This is a genomic window from Streptomyces sp. NPDC050610 (genome assembly GCF_040654875.1).
In the GTDB taxonomy this organism is placed as follows: Bacteria; Actinomycetota; Actinomycetes; order Streptomycetales; family Streptomycetaceae; genus Streptomyces.
The window spans coordinates 64,699-81,350 of the sequence record NZ_JBFAIV010000015.1 but is presented as its reverse complement, the minus strand read 5'-3'; the positions used below and the strand labels follow the sequence as shown (position 1 = coordinate 81,350).

Here is a 16,652-nt window from a genome sequence, read left to right as displayed (position 1 = left end):
GCCGTGAACCCGTCCCGCCGTGTCTCCACCGCGCCGCCGCCGTGTTCCCGCCGGGGATACGGCACGGGCCGTGCGTCACAGGTCACGGTCGTAGAACGGCCGGACGCGCTCGCGCAGCCACTCCCCGACCGGGTCCTGGGCCAGGTCGAGAAAGACCATCTGTACGGGCCAGGGGACCGGGACCGTGTGCAGCGCGCGCCCGAGGGCGTCGGCCACGGTGGCCCGGCCCTCGTCGTCGGGCAGGTCGAGTTCGACGCCGACGAACAGCGCCGGGGGCGCGGTCTCCACGCAGGCCAGGGCGCGGCGGGCGGTCCGTACCCGCCCGACGGCGGCGAACTCCAGCCCGGCGGCGGCCAGGAAGTCGACGGGCTCGTCCTGCCAGTCCGGTTCGTAGAGCCGCACCCGGCCGCCGGTGGCGGGCCCGTCCAGCGGGCCGCGCCCGCCGCGGCACAGCTCCGCGACGGCGGGCGGCGGCAGCGGTACGCCGACGGCGCCGTCCGGGTTCACCGCGATGCCGAGCTGCGGGGGCAGGCCGCGGGCGAACTCGACGGCCGGTGCGACGGTGCAGGACATCCGGTCGCCGGTGATCAGGCGGAACTGCTGCTCGGAGCTGAACACGGGGACGTACGCGCCGCCGCCGATCTCCAGGGTGGGCAGATCCAGCTCGCGGCTGTCCGGGCCGCCGCCGTTGGGCAGCGGAATCCACAGCAGGCTGCGGCTCAGCACCTCGACGATGCGGGCGCCGGCCTCCGGCACGCCGAGGGAGGCGGCGAGCACCTCTTCGAGTTCGTTGGCGGGCCAGCCGCTGCCCTGGGCCTGGGTGTGTCCGTAACTCTCCGGGATGCTCATTCCGTCCAACCGCCGTCTCGACAAAGCCGCATCCGAACCCTAACGGCTGCATGCCCCACGTTCCTCGGGTACCGCCGAAATCCTTGACGAACACCCAGGTCAGGTGGGGGCGATGGGACTTGGCCGGGGGCGCACCGCGGGTAGTCGGCGAGTTGCGGACCGTGTCCGTCCTCCGCAGGGTGGTCGGACACCTCGTAGGCACCACGAAGGGAAGCTCCCCCATGCGCATGCCCCGGAAGATGTCCCGCAGGACCGGCGCGGTCGTCTCGTCCGTCGTCTGCGGCGCGCTGGCGTTCGGCGCCTCCGGAGCGGCCCTCGCGACCGCGCACGGCGACACCCCGCACACGGCGGGGACGGCCGCCGCCCCGATCCCGGCCGCCGCCCAGCTCGCGTCCCAGGCCAGGCTGCTGGGCGAGGCGGGCGGCTTCCTCAAGCCGGTGACCGATCTCGTCGGCGCGGTGCTGAAGGCGCCGGGCGGCAAGCTGCCGACGCCGGAGGCGGCGAAGCACGCGGAGGCGGTCAAGGAGGCCCTCGCCAAGCTCACATCGGCGGCGAAGGCGGCGGAGGCGCCGACGGCGCCCGCGGCACCGGTCGACCCGGCCGCCCCGAAGACACCGGTCTCCCCCAAGACCCCGGCCGTGCCCGGCGAGACGCCCGCCGTCCCGGGCAAGACGCCTGCTGTCCCTGGCAAGCCCCCGGTCGCACCCGGCAAGACGCCTGCCGTCCCCGGCAAGCCCCCGGTCGCACCCGGCAAGACGCCTGCCGTGCCCAAGACGCCGAAGGTCCCTGCCGCGCCGCCGGTCGACCCTACCGACGCCAAGCCGCCCGCCGCGCCGCAGGCCGGCAGCAAGGGCACGCCGCCGCAGGCCGCCGCTGGCCCGAAGCTGGTCGCCACGGCCGTGACCGATCTCCGGGCCAAGGTCAACGCGCTCCTGAAAGCCACTTCGGCGGGGAGCCCGGCCGAGGCGGCGACGGCGCTGAAGGCCACGCTGACCGCCACGGTGAACGTCGTGACGAGCGTCCTCCTCGGCGGCGGCCTCCCCGCCCCGGACCTCCCCGGCCTCCCGAAACTCCCGGCGGCGCCGAAGGCTCCCGGCCAGTAGCGGTAAGCACCGGGGGCGCACGAAGCCGCCCCCCGGTCGTGGCCCCTGCCGCGGACGAGCAGCCTTTACGGACGCCCGGCGCCGTAACCCGTCGCGCCGAGGCGACCGGGGGCGACCGGCGACCGACGCCCGGGCCGTGGCACCTCGACGATGCCGACGGCCGGTTACAGGCCGCCGGCCCCCGGCCTCGGCAGCGCCCCCACTCCCCACCCGAACCGGATCGTCCGTAACGCGTCGGCCGCGGGCCGGTCCAGGAGGACGGCCGAGGCCGTGCCGGCCGGCAGCCGGCCGGTCTCCACCGCCGCGACCAGCCGCGCCACGGCCCGGCGGTGGCGCGCGAAGGCGTACGCGGAGACCCGCCGCCCCCGCCGGGCCTGCCCGGCCAGGGCGTCCGCCGCCGGTACGTCCAGGAGGAGCAGCCGCAGCGCGACGCCGCGGCGCCGCGCGTCGCGGGCCAGCCAGTGGCGTACCCAGGCGAGGGTGCCGCAGTCGTGCACGACCACGCTCGTGCCCGAGCGGAGCGCGCGCCGCAGTCCCGTGTAGTGGGAGAGCCGGACCAGCGGGCGGTAGAGCCCGTACGGCACGTACGCCGGGACGCGGTGCGCCCAGCGGTCGCGGGCGTCCTGCGAGTCGACGCGCCAGACGATCCCGCCGCGGGCGTCCAGCCCCGGCACCGCCCGCCGGATGAGGGTGGACTTGCCGCTGCCGGGCAGGCCGGAGACGACGAGCAGGTCGCCGACGGGAAATCTCAGTTCGTGCGGGGCCGCCGTGCCTCTCAGGTCCGCGGCCGCGGCGGCGGCCGGGGGCTGTACGGGCTGCCGGGGGCCGGGCAGCGCCGGCCTCGGATACGTACGCTGGGCGTGCACGGTGATCGTCCTCCCCGGTCCGGTCACTGCGGGCTACCCGAAGAGTGTCAAGAAAAGGTAATGCGCTTCAAGAGCGGATCAAAACGATTGACCGCCCGTCCGGGGGTTTACAGCAGACCGTCCCATGCGATGATGTGCCCGCAAACTGCATATCGGCCGCTCGTAGTCCGCGCGGGAGAGTCCCAGCCACGCTCCGTGCGCTGGGCGCCGAAGGAGCAAGTTCCTCCCTTGAATCTCTCAGGCCCCGTACCGCGCGGGCGAGGCAGATCTGAAAAGCGGGCCGCCGACTCACCGGCGGCCCCACCCAAGGTGCAAGCCGCGGGGCCCGGCCGGGCCTCCTGGTGAACCTCTCAGGTTCCGATGACAGATGGGGAGGCGCGTTCTTCGTGTGCTTCTTCCAAGGACTCGCCACCGTCAGCCGGGAGCCTGAACCATGACCGATTCGACCTCTCCTCGCCGTACCGCGCTCGACGCGACCCATCGCGCGCTCGGTGCGACCATGACCGACTTCGCGGGCTGGGACATGCCGCTGCGCTACGCGAGCGAGCGCGACGAGCACCTCGCCGTCCGCGGCCGCGCCGGGCTCTTCGACCTCTCCCACATGGGCGAGATCACGCTGACCGGCCCGCAGGCCGCCGACGCCCTCGACTACTCGCTGGTCGGCAACATCGGCAAGGTCGCCGTGGGCCGCGCCCGGTACACCATGATCTGCGACGCCGAGGGCGGCATCCTCGACGACCTGATCGTCTACCGCCTCGGCGAGCAGGAGTTCATGGTCGTCGCCAACGCCTCCAACGCCCAGGTGGTGCTGGACGCGCTGACCGAGCGCGCCGCGGGCTTCGACGTGTCCGTACGGGACGACCGCGACGCCTACGCGCTGCTGGCCGTGCAGGGCCCGGAGTCCGCGGGCATCCTGAAGTCGCTCACCGACGCGGACCTGGACGGGCTGAAGTACTACGCGGGGCTGCCGGGCACGGTCGCGGGCGTCTCCGCGCTGATCGCCCGTACCGGCTACACCGGCGAGGACGGCTTCGAGCTGTTCGTCAGCCCGTCCGACGCCGAGCGGCTGTGGCAGGCGCTGACCGAGGCGGGCGCGGGCGTAGGGCTCGTACCGGCGGGGCTGTCCTGCCGGGACACGCTGCGCCTGGAGGCGGGCATGCCGCTGTACGGGCACGAGCTGACGAAGGCGACGACGCCGTTCGACGCGGGCCTGGGCCGGGTCGTGAAGTTCGAGAAGGCGGGCGACTTCGTGGGCCGCGCGGCGCTGGCCGCGGCGGCCGAGAAGGCCGAGGCGGCGCCGCCGCGCAAGCTGGTCGGGCTGATCGCGGAGGGGCGGCGGGTGCCGCGCGCCGGGTTCCCGGTGGTGGCGAGCGACGGCTCGGTGATCGGCGAGGTCACCTCCGGCGCCCCCTCCCCCACGCTCGGCAAGCCGATCGCCATCGCGTACGTGGACGCGGCGCACGCCGAGCCCGGCACGGCCGGGGTGAGCGTGGACATCCGCGGCAGCCACGAGCCGTACGAGGTGGTCGCGCTGCCGTTCTACAAGCGTCAGCGCTGACCGGAGCCGCCAGCGCCGGGGCCGCCCTTCCTCGGGGGCCGCGGCCGTTCCACAGGGACTGCGGCCGTTCCACAGGGACTGCGGCCGTTCCACAGGGGCTGCGGCCGTTCCACAGGGCCGCGAGCGGGAGCCGTCCCGCGCGTCCGGTCCTCTCCGCCCCGTCTCACCAGTCAAGACCCGTTGCACGAGCATTCACGCGTATCCAGGAGAATCTAGTCATGAGCAACCCCCAGCAGCTGCGTTACACCAAGGAGCACGAGTGGCTGTCGACCGCCGAGGACGGCGTCGCGACGGTCGGCATCACCGAGTTCGCGGCCAACTCGCTCGGCGATGTGGTCTTCGCTCAGCTCCCCGCGATCGGCGACACCGTCACGGCGGGCGAGACCTGCGGTGAACTGGAGTCGACGAAGTCGGTCAGCGACCTGTACGCCCCCGTGACGGGCGAGGTCGTCGAGGCCAACCAGGACGTCGTGGACGACCCGTCGCTGGTGAACTCCGCCCCCTTCGAGGGCGGCTGGCTGTTCAAGGTGAAGATCACGGACGAGCCGGCGGAGCTGCTGACCGCCGACGAGTACACCGCCTTCGCGGGCTAGCCCGGCCGTACGGTCGTACGCCCCGCCCGCCTCCCGCCCTCCGCCTCCGCTTCCCAGGAAGAACTCATGTCTCTGCTGAACAGCTCCCTCCATGAGCTCGACCCCGACGTAGCCGCCGCGGTCGACGCCGAACTCGACCGCCAGCAGTCCACCCTCGAAATGATCGCCTCGGAGAACTTCGCTCCGGTCGCGGTCATGGAGGCGCAGGGCTCGGTGCTCACCAACAAGTACGCCGAGGGGTACCCCGGCCGCCGCTACTACGGCGGCTGCGAGCACGTCGACGTGGTCGAGCAGATCGCGATCGACCGGATCAAGGCGCTCTTCGGCGCCGAGCACGCCAATGTGCAGCCGCACTCCGGCGCGCAGGCCAACGCCGCCGCGATGTTCGCGCTGCTCAAGCCCGGCGACACGATCATGGGTCTGAACCTCGCGCACGGCGGGCACCTGACCCACGGCATGAAGATCAACTTCTCCGGCAAGCTCTACAACGTGGTCGCGTACCACGTCGACGAGGAGACCGGCCAGGTCGACATGGCCGAGGTCGAGCGGCTCGCCAAGGAGTCCAAGCCGAAGCTGATCGTGGCCGGCTGGTCCGCGTACCCCCGTCAGCTCGACTTCGCGGCGTTCCGCAAGATCGCCGACGAGATCGGCGCGTACCTGATGGTGGACATGGCCCACTTCGCCGGCCTGGTGGCCGCGGGGCTGCACCCCAACCCGGTGCCGCACGCCCATGTGGTGACCACCACCACGCACAAGACCCTCGGCGGCCCGCGCGGCGGTGTGATCCTGTCCACCCAGGAGCTGGCCAAGAAGATCAATTCGGCGGTCTTCCCCGGCCAGCAGGGCGGCCCGCTGGAGCACGTGATCGCGGCGAAGGCGGTGTCCTTCAAGGTCGCGGCGACGGAGGAGTTCAAGGAGCGCCAGCAGCGCACGCTGGACGGCGCCCGCATCCTCGCCGAGCGGCTGACCCAGTCGGACGTCACCGAGCACGGCGTGTCCGTACTGTCCGGCGGCACGGACGTGCACCTGGTCCTGGTGGACCTGCGCAACAGCGAGCTGGACGGCCAGCAGGCCGAGGACCGGCTCCACGAGGTCGGCATCACGGTCAACCGCAACGCCGTCCCGAACGACCCGCGCCCCCCGATGGTCACCTCGGGCCTGCGGATCGGCACCCCCGCGCTGGCCACCCGCGGCTTCCAGGCCGAGGACTTCACCGAGGTCGCGGACATCATCGCCGCGGCGCTCAAGCCGTCCTACGACGCGGCGGCGCTGCGCGGCCGGGTCACCGGCCTCGCCGCGAAGCACCCGCTGTACCCGGGCCTGAAGTCCGAGTGAAGTAGCCGATTCACCCGCGAGTACGGGGCACCGCGCACACTGGACGCAGAACAGTGCACCGGTGCCCCGTCCCATGCGCCCCGTCACGGCGCAGCACCAGCGCCGTACGGCGCCCCTCACCAGGGCGTCATCCGCGGCCACAGCAGTGCCCGCACCACCCACCACGAGCAGACAAGGGGTCCGCCACCGTGGCCATCTCCGTCTTCGATCTCTTCTCCATAGGCATCGGCCCGTCCTCCTCCCATACGGTCGGCCCCATGCGCGCGGCCAGGATGTTCGCGCGCCGGCTCAAGAACGAAGGCGTGCTCGCCCACACCACGTCGGTACGGGCCGAACTCTTCGGCTCCCTCGGCGCGACCGGGCACGGACACGGCACCCCCAAGGCCGTACTCCTCGGTCTGGAGGGAAACTCCCCGCGCAGCGTGAACGTCGAGACCGCGGACGACGAGATCGACCGCATCCGCCGGACCAAGCGGCTGCGGCTGCTCGGCGCCGAGATCGGCGACGCCCACGAGATCGACTTCGACGAGCCGAACCAGCTGATCCTGCACCGCCGCCGCTCACTGCCGTACCACGCCAACGGCATGACCCTCTTCGCGTACGACGAGGACGGCCTGCCGCTGCTGGAGAAGACCTACTACTCGGTGGGCGGCGGTTTCGTCGTGGACGAGGACGCGGTCGGCGAGGACCGCATCAAGCTCGACGACACCGTCCTGAAGTATCCTTTCCGCACCGGCGACGAGCTGCTGCGCCGCTCCCAGGAGACGGGCCTGTCGATATCGGCCCTGATGCTGGAGAACGAGAAGGCGTGGCGCACCGAGGACGAGATCCGCGCCGGTCTGCTGGAGATCTGGGGCGTCATGCAGGCGTGCGTCTCCCGCGGCATGTCCCGCGAGGGCATCCTGCCGGGCGGCCTCAGGGTCCGCCGCCGCGCCGCCAACTCCGCCCGCCAACTGCGCGCCGAGGGCGAACCGGCGGCCCGCGCCATGGAGTGGACCACCCTCTACGCCATGGCCGTCAACGAGGAGAACGCCGCGGGCGGCCGCGTCGTCACCGCCCCCACCAACGGCGCCGCCGGCATCATCCCCGCCGTCCTGCACTACTACGTGAACTTCGTGCCCGGCGCGGATGAGGAAGGCGTCGTCCGCTTCCTGCTGGCCGCGAGCGCCATCGGCATGCTCTTCAAGGAGAACGCCTCCATCTCCGGCGCCGAGGTCGGCTGCCAGGGCGAGGTCGGCTCCGCCTGCTCCATGGCCGCGGGCGGCCTCGCCGAAGTCCTCGGCGGCTCCCCCGAACAGGTCGAGAACGCCGCCGAGATCGGCATGGAACACAACCTCGGCCTCACCTGCGACCCGGTCGGCGGCCTCGTCCAGATCCCCTGCATCGAACGCAACGGCATGGCCGCGGTCAAGGCCGTCACCGCCGCCCGCATGGCCCTGCGCGGCGACGGCCGCCACCATGTCTCCCTCGACAAGGTCATCAAGACCATGAAGGAGACGGGCGCCGACATGAAGGTGAAATACAAGGAGACGGCGCGGGGCGGGCTGGCGGTCAATGTCATTGAGTGCTGACTGACCTGCGGAAATTCCGGAACGACCGTTAACTTCCGCCATGCACATGGCGGAAGTTCGGCCACCAGGGGGTATCCAGGGAGTTTCAGCGATCAAGGGGTTTTCCCCCACCACGACTGCATCGCCTGACGCCCGCGCTCATCGTCAGCCGGCAAGAAGTGCACATACTTACGCAGCGTGAACGACGGGTCCTTGTGCCCGAGCCACCGCGACACGGCCACGATGCTCACGCCGAACCTGAGCTGAGCGGTCGCGAAGGTGTGGCGCAGGACGTGAAACCCATTCTCTCGCGAGGACTCGTAGCCGGATCCCTTGGCCTCCTTGTCCCGTTCGGCAATGACTCCGGCCGCAGCCAGAGCCGGCTTCCAGGAGCGCACATTGAAGGTGTTGTAGCGGATCGGGTTGCCGAAGCCGGTCGTGCACAGCAGCCGTACCGTGACATCCTTCTCGACCTGCTTCGCCTTCTCGCTCCGCCTCCAAGGAAGGGTGACGGTGATCGCCGGGAACTTCCCCTCGTGGCCGTCGATCACATCGAGCAGCTCGGGCGTCGCGGGGACCGTCCGTTCCTTGTCTCTCTTCGGCGGACAGAGATAGGGACGCCCGCGGGAGTCGAGGCGCAGCTGGCGGCGCACATGGATGACTTCGTTCTCCCGGTCCACGTCGTCCGGACTGAAGCCGAAAGCTTCTCCTTGCCGCAGACCATTCCCCACTCCAAGATCCACGAGGATGCGGTAGCGCTCCTGCAACCCGGCCCTGACAGCGACGACCCGCTCTTGGGCCCAGACCTTCGGCGTTTTCTCGGGTATCTCCGGAAGTTGGACTGTGCGACTCTGCACCACCGGGTTGCGGCGAATCTTCTCGTCCTCGACCGCGGCAGCCATGATCGAGGACAGATGATTCCACACGACGTGAACCGTGGACGGGTCCAACCTCCCGACAAGGTAGGCGATCCAGCCGCGCAGTTCCGCCGCTCCGATAGCGTTGAGAGAGAATTGCCCGAGCGGCGGTATGACGTGCCGCCATATCCGGGACCGCATGGAATTTTCTGTCGAAATGGGGTCGACCCGGTTCGGCCACCAGTGCTTTTCGATGTACTCAACCAGCGGCATGTCGCCAGCGCGAGGGTCGATCCACCCTCCTCGCGACGACTCTGTGGTGGACTCTGCGAGCCATTGTTTCGCATCGGTGAGTTTGGTGAAGCTGCGAGCACGAACACCGGGGATGCCTGCCACCTTGTAGCGCTTCCCCTTGCCGTAAAGCTTGGTCTTCTCCTTGCTGCGCTTGTTGATCCAGCGGTCTTCTATGTGTCCTGACACGTACTTGACACTCCTGAATGGATCGGCCGACCCGAACGCCATGTGTCTTCAACCACATCGCCTACTAGCCGGTAGGGACACAGCGGGACGCAACAGAGTTCGAGAGGGATTGAAAGCAACTACAAGCTCGTGAACTGGGATGTCCCTGTCACGGCTTCTGAAGATTCTGCCATCAGGGTGCCAAGTCGAACCACTATGTTGTTCTCGAAGACAGTCACTCAACGGCCGTCTTGAAAGGCAGAGTTAGACGCTTGTGGAGGACTAGGAATGAGTGACTCAATACACGCAGCCGCGCGTACGGAGAATTGGCAGTTGCTGGCCCCTCCCCAACTCGCCGAACTGCTCGCAGTGTCGGACAAGACTCTGCGCAACTGGCGTAATGGCAACAAAGGGCCGAGATATCTCAAGCTCGACGGCGGCGCCGTCCGCTATCCGATGCAAGATGTATACGCCTGGCTCGATGAGCAACGCAGCTCCACCGTCCACTCGCATGACTATCGTGTCCATGAAATGCGTCCAGCAGAGCCTGCCAGATATCGCCGCATCGCGTAATACGTACCAGCGTCCAATCAGTGCGTCGCATGACGAAGCCGAGGGTTTTCGACCTGGGAGTGAGCGTTCACCCCTGCAAGTTCGACGCCTTCTTGCGGCAAGGCAGCACTACTACCGTGGAATACGACAACGGTCAGCCCGGCACGACCAGTCCCGATATGAACGTGGACTGGAAGGCGACCCTGGAGCGCTACATCGCACGTGCCAAGGAGCTGGACGGCCGCGAAAGTGAGCTGGGAGAAGGCGACAGCGTCGCGGACACTACTGCACCTATGACGCCCGGCCACGTTCATGCACTCAAGTGAGTCGCCGTTCGATGGCTTAGGCAACCGGAGCGACAATCCGATGTGGTCGCCCAACCCTCGACTCTGCCTCTCTCATGAAGAAGGAGTGATGGACGTGACGGCTACCCTCAAAAACTACGGACCGCGCCAGTTCGGCAACCAGCTCGGCCTGACGGAGTGGCAGTTCGAACGCGCCCTGCGCCTGGGCCTCATCCCTGCCACCAGCCAGGACGGCCGCTGGTCTGCGGCCGTCTTCAATGAGGTCGTCGCTCGGATCGGCACCATCCGGGAGCAGGTCGGCACGGTCCCCGATGTCGGCGCCGCCCGCGCCGAGGCGCACTTGGCCGAACGCCTCGGGATCACCCTCAACCCAGGTACGGCCGCCGAACTCGCCCGGCGAGGGCACCTCCCCGTCCGGGGGAATTCAAGGGCCACGTTTTGTACTGCGGGCTCGCCCTGGAGCGCTGCACCGACCGCCGCAAGGTCGAGCGGGCCTCCCGCACCGGCCACCTGCACACCCGAAAGGAAGCGACCCGCGTCCTCGGGATACGCGATGCCGACTTCGGCCACCTCCTCCGCGCGGGCCTGCTGACGCACTCGGGGACCACCACATCAAGCTGGCACAAGCGCACCGTCGTGCGGCTGTACCGTCAGGCCGATCTTGACCGGCTGACGCGGTCCTCCCGAATCGACTGGGATGCCGTACGCGCGACGCCGAAAAGGCATCAGTCCCTCTTAGCCCAGTTCCCCACTCGTGCGGGATAGCCACCACGGGCCAACCTGGGGTGTCGGTAAGAAGATTGTCGCCAACCGCGAACGGCGGCCGCCGCGCGGCGGAATGGATCCGCTCCCTGCCCCAGGCGCCGGCCCTCGAACCCTCGGCGCGTTTGCATAGGTAGAAGTCCCTGGTCGAGGGCCGGGGCATCATGGCGCTCTGGACTGAGAGGTAGGACACCCGACGCAGGCGACGGTCGTAGTGCTCGGGCCGGTGCAGGCTCCCCGGCCCGGGGCCCGGTACCCGGGCGGTGCCAGCGACTACCACGGGCTGGTCTTCACTCGCACCACCGACTTGATGGGCACCGAGTACCTCTGGGCGTATCGCTGGCATTTCTCGGTGGTTGCGGGGCCATTGTGGGGTCCCGTGCTCTGTCATGTCAGGAGCAGCGCGCTGTCCCAGGTGGTGGTGGGTGGGGAGTTGGTGGCATACGCGTGGAGTGCGAGCGCGATGCCAGCGGTTCCGAGGAGCAGGCCGGCGTAGTGGCGCGGGGTGGTGCGGGGGTTGTGTGTGTGGAATCCGAAGGGCGTTGCCGGGTTGTATGCGTCGAGGATGGGGGCAGCCAGTCGTGGCAGGTGCGCGGCGATGCGTGGGTCGTCGCTGAGGTGGGCGACCCGGCCTGCCAGGTGGAGAAGACCGGCCCAGCCGTGGCACAGGCCGTTGTCGAAGACTTTCTGTGGGCTGGCGAGTGCGCGATCGAGGGCGTCCAGGGCGCAGCGTCGCCAGGAGGGTCGGTTGAGTACTGTGCCGGCAAGGTGAAGGGCGTGGGCGATGCCGGGGGTGCCGTAGCACCAGGCGCTGCGGCCGGGGCTTGGTGGTTGCAGGTGGTGGTTGTGCTGGTCGAAAGTGATCAGGGCTGGCCATTGGCCGTCGGGGGTGCGGTGGGCGAGCAGCCATTCGGCAATGGTCTCGATGGCCTCGTCGTGGCCCTGGGCGTGAAGGCCGCTTTGGCGGGCCAGGGCCAGTAGTGCGAGGGGGCCGGCGATGCCGTGTGCGAGGCCGGGGTCGAAGTGGCCTCGTGCGCGCGCTGGCTCGTGGTGAAGGGCTGTACTTTCGGGAATCCACCAGCCGGGAACGGTGTGGCCGTGGGCGCGTACAGGGGCTGTCGACCTGATCAAGTAGTGCAGTACGTCGGTCAGCAGCGCGTGGTGGACAGGCTCTCGGGCCAGTAGGACACGGCCCAGGCCAGTGACGCCGCTGATCACGTCGTAGCTTCGGGGGCTGACGCCGGGCCGCTTCGCCGTGAGGCGCTGGTCTTCGGCGTCCAGCAAGGCACGAACGCGCCGGTCCAGGACAGGGTCGAGGCGGCGCAGCAGGGTGGCGTAGTCGTGCGGGGCGTGTCGGGCTGCATGGGCGGCGAAGATGATGGCAGGCACGCCAGTGAAGATTCCGTCGTCCGGGTAGGCCCGCAATCCGGTGGTGCCGATTGCGAGGTGGGCCCGGACGGTATCGCGGTGAGGTGCGCCGGTCTTGGTGTGGGCGAGTTCTGCGAAGAGCAGAGCCACGCCGGGGTGGCCTTCGGCCAGAGAGGATGAGGACCATCGATCAGCGGGATCGTGCGCACTGTTCGCGAGCGCTGTGCGGGCCACGGTCTCGGGGTCGGCGAGGCACTGCGCCAGGTCGGCGACTGTGTGCCGTGCCCGGGCACGTAACTGGGCGTCGGCTGCCCGTGCGGTGCCGGCGGTAGCGGGATTGTTCATCGGGCGTGTCCGCGCCGGTCGTGGTGGGCTGCAACGGCGCCGCGGGCAATCGCGTAGGAAGTCTGTTCTGCGTCTCCGTCGGAGCCGATGAGGCGGTTGTGGTGCATGTGCAGCAAGGAGGCCAGCACGCTGGCGGGCGACGTCCACGAGCGGGTGCCGAGTGCGCGCAGGGTGTGCCCATAGGCAAGGACCGCCTCGTTACGCTGTGACCAGACCGTGCGCAACACCTCGCTGTCGATGGTGTCGAGGAGAGGGGCATGGTCGTCGTAGGGGCGAATCAGTGCGAGGGCTTCCCGTCGCATCTGTCGGAAGTGGCGATGGGCCTGTTGGTTTTTGCTCAACCTCTCCAGCAGCCAGCGGGCTCCGGCGTCGCGGTCGGCAGCAGGCCCCAGTAGTGGGTCGCGGGCGGTGAAGAAGGCGCGCGCCAATGCCATGTAGCTGGTCGCCGCCAGGAGTGGTGGGGCCGTAGTGATCCTTCCGGCGCGGAGCAGGCGCAGGGTTTCCAGAACAGTGACGCTGTCGGCGTGAAAGACTTTCTCCGCTGCCGCCATGGCCTGGGGGCCACCGTAGCGTTCCACCTCCGGATCGTAGGTGTCGATCACCACTCGGCGGGTCAGGCCGCAATCGCGGAGCTCGGCGACGAAGGCATGAACCTGCGGAAGCAGTTCGCCGGCTAGCACCGCCGCAGGGGCGTGCCACCGTAGCCGTAGATGCTCTGAACCGTCGGAGTACCGCAAGAAGAACCAACGGTCGACCCCGTCGGGCAGTGTGGCGAGCAGGCGGGGAAGATGGACGGTCAGCACCTCGTCCTGGCGTTCCCTGGCACAGTAGACCGAGGTGTAGAGCCACTCACCGCCGGGCAGGTGTTCGCCTCCGACCGGGCGCAGCCGCACCGGTTCGGTCTGCTCCGCGCCCCTGAGCGGCCCGCTGCTCTCAACGGCTAACGGTGCCGCTGAGGTGTCTGCGGCGCGGAACTGCTGGGCCAGCAGTGGGAAGACGATCTCTCCTCGGTGCGTCCCCTCGGAGCCGGCGAGCCACCCATCGTGGTAGCCGGTCCTGGTCGGCACTTCCCACACGATGGCCGAGGGATTACGGCCGAGTTCATGGCGCAACAGGTCCAAGTGGACGCTTTCGTCGAGGTCTAGTTCGACGATGCGGTCGTCCTGGCCGACGCGGACGTGGCGGGGGACCCGCCAGGTTTCCCGCCATTGAGCGACCCTCTCATGCCACAGTTCGCGCGAAAGGCTCTGGTCACGGAGAGCCTCGGTGGGCCGCCAACGCGCCAAGGCCAACACGGCGCGCCCGTAGCGGACGCGGGGCAGATAGGGCAGGGCCGCGGCCGCCCCCCAGTTCCACGGCCGCCAAGGATGCACGCCGCTGCCTGCGAGGTCGTGCAGAAAGCGTGCAGCGTTCGGCACCTGCCACTCGCGGTTGAGCATATGGAACACCACAGGCCGCACACGGCGCCCGGTCTCGATGTCTACCACGAACAGCCGATCGTGGTCGGCGCCGATAGCAAGGCGGTCAAGGTTTAGCACGGCCGGGTCGCCGCGCTCGGAGAATCTGGCAACGGGCAGGAGATGCCCCAGCCACTGCGGTACCTGGGCGACGTTCGCCGATCGTGACTGGCTCGTCTGGACGCTGACCTGAGCACACAGAGCATCGGGTTCTCGTGCTTCAACACCGCGGGCCAGATCGTGCACCACCGCCTGGGCGTCATCGGGCAACAGGTAGGTGAAGCGTCCCAACATCGCTCCGGCCTGAGCCGAATGGCCATCCAGGATAAGGCGGAACCGGCCTGCCGTGAGCGATTCCAATGAATGGGCGAGCACATGGGCACGCAGGTCCAGGCTGTCCGGTGGCGTGCCCCTCTCACGGGCGAGGGCGGTTACTACAGGATGAGAGTCGTCGAGAACAACCTCGGCATCGCCGGCCAGCAGCGCCTGCTGCGCAAGCCCGGCCAGCACCTGATCGCGGGCCGTGTCCTGGTCACTTTCTACGCGCAAGCTCCGACGGCTCACCGGTCGACGGTAGCCTGCCGGCGCACCTAGGCCGATACCAGGGTCAAGTAGCTCCTTGACCGGTACCAGCCGGTCTGTGCCGTACCGTGCGAGGAAATCGTCGTGGTACTGACGCAGGTACGCCTGTCCTGGCGGAACGGGGGCCAACCGCCACAGCAGGCCCGCCGCCCGGGCGGCCTCCTCGGCCACCTCACGCGGCAACCGAGCCTCGACGTCCAGCGCCAGATCGACCTGCACGAGGTGCTCGCCCTCGTGCACCTCCCGCATCCGCCGACACGCTGCACCAAGCGTTTCACCGCCAGCCCCTACAGGGCACCTTGCGTAGTCGTCCAACAAGCCGCGGATCTCCCGGAGCTGCTCCAGCTCCGGCAACTCCTCCCACGGCACGCCCTCGAACACCTCCAGCACATACCCCAGCGGGTCGGTCGCCTCAAGCGGCGGACGTGCCTCGGTGAGCAGAATCTCCTTGGTGACCAGCTGTGCCAGCATCGCCTCGACCGTGCCGAGCGAAGCAGTGGGGAACAATTCACACAGCCGCCTCGCCAGCACACCCCCCGTCACAGGCATGCGAGCCGCGTCCAATACGGTCGCCACCGCTTGCGTATGGCGCACACTCACTTCCTGCACCATCGCGTTCCCGGCCCGGGCAACCCCGGTATCTGGCACATATGGCACGACCAAGCGGTCACCACGCACAAAAGTCAGATCGTTACGCACCACCCTCAAGCGGCGCAGCACCTCTGGGCGTTGTTCCCAGACGGCCACAAGACCCGTCAGCCATTCCCGATCCGGGCGTACGCCACGCCGGTGCGAATCTCCCCACCGAACCTTCGCCTCACCCGGCTCATCAGTGAAGCCCACCGGGGCAATCCCTGCCATCAGCCCGAACGGCGTGGCCCGCTGCGCCATCCGCAACCGGTAGCCGCTCAGCGCCCGCACACCACGCCGCAACTGTGCCAATCCCACCCCGGTCGTGCCGGTGGCGACCCTGTTCACCATCAGTGCCAGCGACGGGGCGGCCAGAGCGAGGGCCTCGGTCACCAACCCCGGCTCAGCCAGCCGTTGCAGAACCTCGGCGAACTGTGCCGGCTCGTCAGGTGCACCAGCCTCGATCTCCCACCACACCTCCCCCGCACGCCTCAGCGGATGTGCGGGCGCACGCAACATCCCTGCCCCGGCGCAATAGAACAACGAGACCCCGGACACCGGACCCCTCCTTTGTCCAACCACGCATGTCGCAAACGCCTGCGAGGGTTGGGCGCCCCTCCGTGGAGGAGGGGCGCCCGGCCAGCAGGCCTTTTCAGCTCAGCAGTTGCAGGTGCGGTCGTACGTACAGTTCTGCGTGTACTGCGCTGTTGCCGGCGCCGCATCCATCTCAACGACCTCCCGCACGTCGAGGTCGAACACATCGTGCGGCTCCTGCACGCTGTGAATCTCTTCCATCAAGAACACCTCCGCTGAATTGTGTGCCTGAAAGCACATATGCCACAGGCGATGAAGTCAAACTGCCCCACAGCACAGGAGGGGAATCCGACATACACCCAGAAGGATTAATAGTTCCCTTATGAGATTAGCCTCGAAGTTTCGTGATGGTCCGCCAACGGAGCCGCCGGACATTGCGTGCCCAGGGGCTGAGGCCGTGCAGGCCGAGGGCTTGAGTGTCGTCTCGGGGTGGTGCCGCTTCCACGGCTCCGGGTGTTGAGGCGCGGTCGAAGGCACGCGCGAGGAGCTCTGGCGGTGTCCGGGGCGGGCAGTCTGTCACTGGCTCCATGCGCAAGCCGCCCTGTGAGTGGTCGGACTTCCTCTTATGCAGCTGCGATCTCTCGGTTCTTTGACAGCGGGGTGAGAGACAGTGAGAGTCTGTGCGTTGGCGCAGGTCAGCGTCGGGTTCCCGAGTGGACCGCACTGTCAGGGGTGCGAGAGATCGCGGCAATTCCACTGCCTGTGAGAGGTCTTCAGGATGTCAGTCGAAGAAGCCATTTATTTGGCAGTGGTGTTCCGTAGTCAATGGGCTGGCCCTGGCATCTGTTGAATCAGGTGATTGGTACTGGCGCTTCTGGCTGACAAGATGTGGCGTTTCTGCGCTGTCACTTAACTTGTTCTTTTTCTTCCGGCCTCGAACGGTGTCT

At 68.8% G+C, this 16,652-nt stretch carries 14 protein-coding genes and 1 riboswitch; of the genes, 8 read left to right on the top strand and 6 right to left on the bottom strand.

Translation table 11 applies throughout. The annotated features are described in order from the left end of the window. Positions 1 to 75 precede the first annotated feature (75 nt). Positions 76 to 849: an enhanced serine sensitivity protein SseB gene (locus tag AB0I22_RS19895; protein WP_363132126.1), complete on the bottom strand. Its 774-nt coding sequence runs from the start codon at positions 847 to 849 to the stop codon at positions 76 to 78. A 221-nt stretch (positions 850 to 1,070) separates the two neighbouring features. Between AB0I22_RS19895 and AB0I22_RS19890 the strand changes: the two genes are divergently transcribed. Further along, positions 1,071 to 1,952, top strand: a complete 882-nt coding sequence (locus tag AB0I22_RS19890) for a hypothetical protein (protein WP_363132125.1) — start codon at positions 1,071 to 1,073, stop codon at positions 1,950 to 1,952. Between the two features lie 164 nt (positions 1,953 to 2,116). Here AB0I22_RS19890 and AB0I22_RS19885 read toward each other — a convergent pair whose 3' ends face one another. Next, a complete protein-coding gene (locus tag AB0I22_RS19885; protein ID WP_363132124.1) occupies positions 2,117 to 2,818 on the bottom strand; it encodes an AAA family ATPase in 702 nt (233 codons plus the stop codon). A 162-nt stretch (positions 2,819 to 2,980) separates the two neighbouring features. Next, a riboswitch (glycine riboswitch) is annotated at positions 2,981 to 3,080 on the top strand. A 171-nt stretch (positions 3,081 to 3,251) separates the two neighbouring features. Here AB0I22_RS19885 and gcvT point away from each other — a divergent pair. The 4 genes from gcvT (at position 3,252) to AB0I22_RS19865 (ending at position 7,875) form a co-directional block, all read left to right on the top strand. Next, positions 3,252 to 4,376: a glycine cleavage system aminomethyltransferase GcvT gene (gene gcvT / locus AB0I22_RS19880; RefSeq protein WP_363132123.1), complete on the top strand. Its 1,125-nt coding sequence runs from the start codon at positions 3,252 to 3,254 to the stop codon at positions 4,374 to 4,376. Positions 4,377 to 4,594: 218 nt separating this feature from the next. Continuing rightward, positions 4,595 to 4,969: a glycine cleavage system protein GcvH gene (gene gcvH / locus AB0I22_RS19875; RefSeq protein ID WP_363132122.1), complete on the top strand. Its 375-nt coding sequence runs from the start codon at positions 4,595 to 4,597 to the stop codon at positions 4,967 to 4,969. Positions 4,970 to 5,035: 66 nt separating this feature from the next. Beyond that, complete coding sequence (gene glyA, locus AB0I22_RS19870) at positions 5,036 to 6,304, top strand: serine hydroxymethyltransferase (protein ID WP_363132121.1); 1,269 nt, start codon at positions 5,036 to 5,038, stop codon at positions 6,302 to 6,304. Between the two features lie 188 nt (positions 6,305 to 6,492). Continuing rightward, positions 6,493 to 7,875 carry an L-serine ammonia-lyase gene (locus tag AB0I22_RS19865; RefSeq protein WP_363132120.1) on the top strand — a complete coding sequence of 461 codons (1,383 nt, stop codon included), beginning with the start codon at positions 6,493 to 6,495 and terminating at the stop codon, positions 7,873 to 7,875. A 92-nt stretch (positions 7,876 to 7,967) separates the two neighbouring features. On the opposite strand, the gene AB0I22_RS19860 is transcribed toward AB0I22_RS19865, so the two are convergent. After that, positions 7,968 to 9,191: a site-specific integrase gene (locus tag AB0I22_RS19860; protein ID WP_363132119.1), complete on the bottom strand. Its 1,224-nt coding sequence runs from the start codon at positions 9,189 to 9,191 to the stop codon at positions 7,968 to 7,970. Positions 9,192 to 9,458: 267 nt separating this feature from the next. Here AB0I22_RS19860 and AB0I22_RS19855 point away from each other — a divergent pair, with 267 nt between their 5' ends. From AB0I22_RS19855 to AB0I22_RS19845, 3 genes are all read left to right on the top strand, one after another. Next, positions 9,459 to 9,743 (top strand): helix-turn-helix domain-containing protein, encoded by a 285-nt coding sequence (locus AB0I22_RS19855; protein ID WP_363132118.1) that lies wholly within the window; start codon positions 9,459 to 9,461, stop codon positions 9,741 to 9,743. Between the two features lie 29 nt (positions 9,744 to 9,772). After that, positions 9,773 to 10,048 (top strand): hypothetical protein, encoded by a 276-nt coding sequence (locus tag AB0I22_RS19850; RefSeq protein ID WP_363132117.1) that lies wholly within the window; start codon positions 9,773 to 9,775, stop codon positions 10,046 to 10,048. Positions 10,049 to 10,142: 94 nt separating this feature from the next. Beyond that, a complete protein-coding gene (locus AB0I22_RS19845) occupies positions 10,143 to 10,619 on the top strand; it encodes a hypothetical protein (protein WP_363132116.1) in 477 nt (158 codons plus the stop codon). Between the two features lie 557 nt (positions 10,620 to 11,176). On the opposite strand, the gene AB0I22_RS19840 is transcribed toward AB0I22_RS19845, so the two are convergent. The 3 genes from AB0I22_RS19840 to AB0I22_RS19830 all read right to left on the bottom strand — a co-directional run bounded on the left by AB0I22_RS19840 (position 11,177) and on the right by AB0I22_RS19830 (position 15,966). Further along, complete coding sequence (locus tag AB0I22_RS19840) at positions 11,177 to 12,502, bottom strand: lanthionine synthetase C family protein (protein ID WP_363132115.1); 1,326 nt, start codon at positions 12,500 to 12,502, stop codon at positions 11,177 to 11,179. Beyond that, complete coding sequence (locus tag AB0I22_RS19835; RefSeq protein WP_363132114.1) at positions 12,499 to 15,729, bottom strand: lantibiotic dehydratase; 3,231 nt, start codon at positions 15,727 to 15,729, stop codon at positions 12,499 to 12,501. Before AB0I22_RS19835 ends, AB0I22_RS19840 begins: the two co-directional genes overlap by 4 nt. 99 nt (positions 15,730 to 15,828) lie before the next feature. Beyond that, on the bottom strand, positions 15,829 to 15,966 hold the full coding sequence (locus AB0I22_RS19830) for a hypothetical protein (protein ID WP_363132113.1): 138 nt from the start codon (positions 15,964 to 15,966) through the stop codon (positions 15,829 to 15,831). Between the last annotated feature and the right edge of the window lie 686 nt (positions 15,967 to 16,652).

What these genes read in the sequence shown, in the direction of transcription:
- AB0I22_RS19855 (WP_363132118.1), top strand. Translation starts at nt 9,459, where the DNA reads ATGAGTGACTCAATACACGCAGCCGCGCGTACGGAGAATTGGCAGTTG.
- AB0I22_RS19890 (WP_363132125.1), top strand. Translation starts at nt 1,071, where the DNA reads ATGCGCATGCCCCGGAAGATGTCCCGCAGGACCGGCGCGGTCGTCTCG.
- AB0I22_RS19895 (WP_363132126.1), bottom strand. Translation starts at nt 849, where the DNA reads ATGAGCATCCCGGAGAGTTACGGACACACCCAGGCCCAGGGCAGCGGC.
- AB0I22_RS19850 (WP_363132117.1), top strand. Translation starts at nt 9,773, where the DNA reads ATGACGAAGCCGAGGGTTTTCGACCTGGGAGTGAGCGTTCACCCCTGC.
- AB0I22_RS19840 (WP_363132115.1), bottom strand. Translation starts at nt 12,502, where the DNA reads ATGAACAATCCCGCTACCGCCGGCACCGCACGGGCAGCCGACGCCCAG.
- gcvH (WP_363132122.1), top strand. Translation starts at nt 4,595, where the DNA reads ATGAGCAACCCCCAGCAGCTGCGTTACACCAAGGAGCACGAGTGGCTG.
- glyA (WP_363132121.1), top strand. Translation starts at nt 5,036, where the DNA reads ATGTCTCTGCTGAACAGCTCCCTCCATGAGCTCGACCCCGACGTAGCC.
- gcvT (WP_363132123.1), top strand. Translation starts at nt 3,252, where the DNA reads ATGACCGATTCGACCTCTCCTCGCCGTACCGCGCTCGACGCGACCCAT.
- AB0I22_RS19830 (WP_363132113.1), bottom strand. Translation starts at nt 15,966, where the DNA reads ATGGAAGAGATTCACAGCGTGCAGGAGCCGCACGATGTGTTCGACCTC.